3 protein-coding genes and 1 pseudogene are annotated in these 2641 nt (G+C 72.4%); 2 read left to right on the top strand and 2 right to left on the bottom strand.

What is annotated here, in order from left to right; all coding sequences use genetic code 11:
• Window positions 1-1024: glycosyltransferase family 39 protein (locus tag MCM47_RS39695; protein ID WP_238951714.1), on the bottom strand; the 1024-nt coding region annotated here is incomplete at its 3' end.
• A gap of 125 nt (window positions 1025-1149) precedes the next feature.
• Between MCM47_RS39695 and MCM47_RS39690 the strand changes: the two genes are divergently transcribed.
• Window positions 1150-1734 carry a TetR/AcrR family transcriptional regulator gene (locus MCM47_RS39690; protein ID WP_238951713.1) on the top strand — a complete coding sequence of 195 codons (585 nt, stop codon included), beginning with the start codon at window positions 1150-1152 and terminating at the stop codon, window positions 1732-1734.
• A 124-nt stretch (window positions 1735-1858) separates the two neighbouring features.
• On the opposite strand, the gene MCM47_RS39685 is transcribed toward MCM47_RS39690, so the two are convergent.
• On the bottom strand, window positions 1859-2326 hold the full coding sequence (locus tag MCM47_RS39685; protein WP_238860550.1) for an Lrp/AsnC family transcriptional regulator: 468 nt from the start codon (window positions 2324-2326) through the stop codon (window positions 1859-1861).
• Window positions 2327-2475: 149 nt separating this feature from the next.
• Between MCM47_RS39685 and MCM47_RS39680 the strand changes: the two are divergent.
• Window positions 2476-2641, top strand: a pseudogene (locus MCM47_RS39680) (pyruvate dehydrogenase (acetyl-transferring) E1 component subunit alpha); the annotation flags it as partial.

Below are 2641 nucleotides of genomic sequence, written 5' to 3'. Positions count from 1 at the left end.
TCAGCAGCACGATCAGCGCCGGCAGCGAGAAGACGATCAGGGTGGCCAGCAGGTCCGCGACCGGGTAGGCGAAGGGGTAGTCGGTGCGGCCGAGCAGCACGCCGCGGACGGCGTAGAAGGTGCCCTGGCCGTAGTCGAAGTAGTGCAGCCAGGCGTCGCGCTGGAGGGTGAAGTAGGCGCCCCACTCGCCGGCCCGCCAGCCGACCCAGCCGACGTAGCCGAGCAGGCCGAGCGGGGCGAGCAGCATCGCGGTCAGCGGGCGGACGACGCCGCTCCCGCGCCGGTACAGCTCCACCAGCGCGGCCAGGCCGACCGCGCCGATCAGCGCCGCCGAGGTGGGCCGGTTGAGCCCGGCGACCAGCGTGACCGCACCGGCCGCGACCCACTGCCTGGTCATCACGCAGTAGCAGGCCCAGGACGCCAGCGCGACGAACAGCGAGTCGGAGTAGAGCGCCCACTCGGCGCCGGAGCCCGGGGCGATCGCCCAGAGGCCGGCCGCGACCACGCCCGCCCGGGGGCCGGCCAGCCGGTCCACGACGGCGTGGATCCCGGCGGCGGCGAACAGCGAGGCCACCACCGAGACCAGCATCCCGGCCCCGTACAGGCCGAGCCCGGTGGTGTCCGAGACCAGCCGCATCAGGCCCGGGTAGAGCGGGAAGAACGCGGCCGAGTTCTGCTCGACGGTGAAGCCGGGCACGCCGTTGGCGACGGGCACCAGCGCCGGGTGGTAGCCGAACTCGGCGACCTGCTGGTACCACCAGCCGTCCCAGCTGGCGAGCACGTCCCAAGGGTTGGCCCCGCCCCCGAAGCGGGGGTGCTTCTTCAGGTAGTCGCCGGAGAACGAGAGCAGCTTCATGAAGACCGTGAAGCCGACCAGCTTGAGCACGGCGTAGCACCAGACGGCCGGCCCGAACCGCAGCACCAGCGCGCGGGCGCGATCGCGCCACCCGGCCCCGGGTGCGGCGCCCGGCCCCTCGCTGCGCCGCTCGGGCGCGTCGGAGGCGACTGCCGGTATTGCGTTCATGCTCTGGACCCCACCCTGCTGGCCGTGGACGATCGTCCGGCGAGTCTAGGCGCTCGGTCCTCGTGCCGGTGCGGACCGATGGACCCGACCGCACCGCGTCGAGCGGCGCCGGGGATACTCGGAGGATGGCCGATCACACCACGCGCACCGCCTACACCGTGGAGTCGCTGCTCGCGGTGACCGTCGACGTCTTCAACGAGCGCGGCTACGACGGGACCTCGATGGAGGACCTGTCCCGGGCCGCCGGCATCTCGAAGTCGTCGATCTACCACCACGTGCGCGGCAAGGAGGAGCTGCTCCGGCTCGCCGTCGGGCGGGCGCTGGACGGGCTCTTCGCGATCCTCGCCGAGCCGGGCGCGGTCGAGGGCGCGGCGGTGGACCGGCTGGAACACGTCGTCCGGCGGACCGCCGAGGTGCTGCTGGCGGAGCTGCCGTACGTCACGCTGCTGCTGCGGGTGCGCGGCAACACGGCCACCGAGCTGTGGGCGCTGGAGCGGCGCCGGGACTTCGACCACCAGGTCGCCGAGCTGCTGCGGGCGGCCGTCGCGGACGGCGCGCTGCGGGCGGACGTCGAGCCGCGGCTGGCCACCCGGCTGCTCTTCGGCATGATCAACTCGATCGTGGAGTGGTACCGGCCGGGCCTCAAGGCCGCCGACGGCGTCGCGGACGCCGTCGTCCACCTGGCCTTCGACGGGCTCCGGGCCGGGTAGGGCCCGCAGCTCCGGCAGCCTTCAGCGGCCCTTCCGGAATCCCGCAGCCCGGCAGCACCGGAAGCCTTCGCCGCCTCCGCAGCCTTCGCCGCCTCCGCAACCTTCGCCGCCTCCGCAGCCGCCTTCAGAAGGTGTCCGGAGGTACCTGGTCGGTCTCCTCGAAGACCAGCATGGTCCGGGTGCCGAGGACCTGCGGGATGGACTGGATGCGGTTGAGCACCAGCTCCCGCAGGGCGTGGTTGTCGGCGGTGTGCACCAGCAGCAGGACGTCGAAGTCACCGCCGACCAGGGCGATGTGCGCGACCCCGGGGAGCTCCAGGAGCTGCTCGCGCACCGAGCGCCAGGAGTTCTGCACGATCTTCAGGGTGACGTACGCGGATGCGCCCTGACCTGCCTTCTCGTGGTCGACCCGGGCTGTGAAGCCGCGGATGACGCCGTCCTCGACCATCCTGGAGATCCGGGCGTACGCGTTCGCCCGGGACACGTGCACCCGCTCGGCCACCGAGCGGATCGAGGCGCGACCGTCCTGCTGCAGCAGCCGCAGGATCGCCCGGTCGACCCGGTCGAGTCTGGACGTCTGTTCAGCCGACATGACCCCCCACCCTCCCTGATTGGACGCACTGACACCAGTCGACCGCCCTGCGGGCCGATTGTCCACCACCTTGTCACGCTTCTGGTCAAGATGAACAGACGACCGAACAATCGGTAGGGAGCCCCCGCCACCCCTGGAGGTGCCCCGAGATGACCGTTCTCGACCACAGACACCACACCGCGGTACCCGGATGGCTGCCCGGGGCCACCGCCCCGCGCACCGACCCGGCGCCGCTGCTCCCGGACGCCTCGCCGGTCCGACTGCTCGGCACCCCCGCCCTCGAGAAGTGCGACCCGCTGCTGCTGCGCGAGCTGT

The sequence above is a fragment of the Kitasatospora sp. A2-31 genome, from assembly GCF_022288725.1.
Classification (GTDB): Bacteria; Actinomycetota; Actinomycetes; order Streptomycetales; family Streptomycetaceae; genus Kitasatospora.
This window is presented reverse-complemented; position numbering and strand designations above follow the sequence as displayed.

Coding starts and splice junctions, on each gene's coding strand:
- MCM47_RS39690 (WP_238951713.1), top strand. CDS start 1,150: ATGGCCGATCACACCACGCGCACCGCCTACACCGTGGAGTCGCTGCTC.
- MCM47_RS39685 (WP_238860550.1), bottom strand. CDS start 2,326: ATGTCGGCTGAACAGACGTCCAGACTCGACCGGGTCGACCGGGCGATC.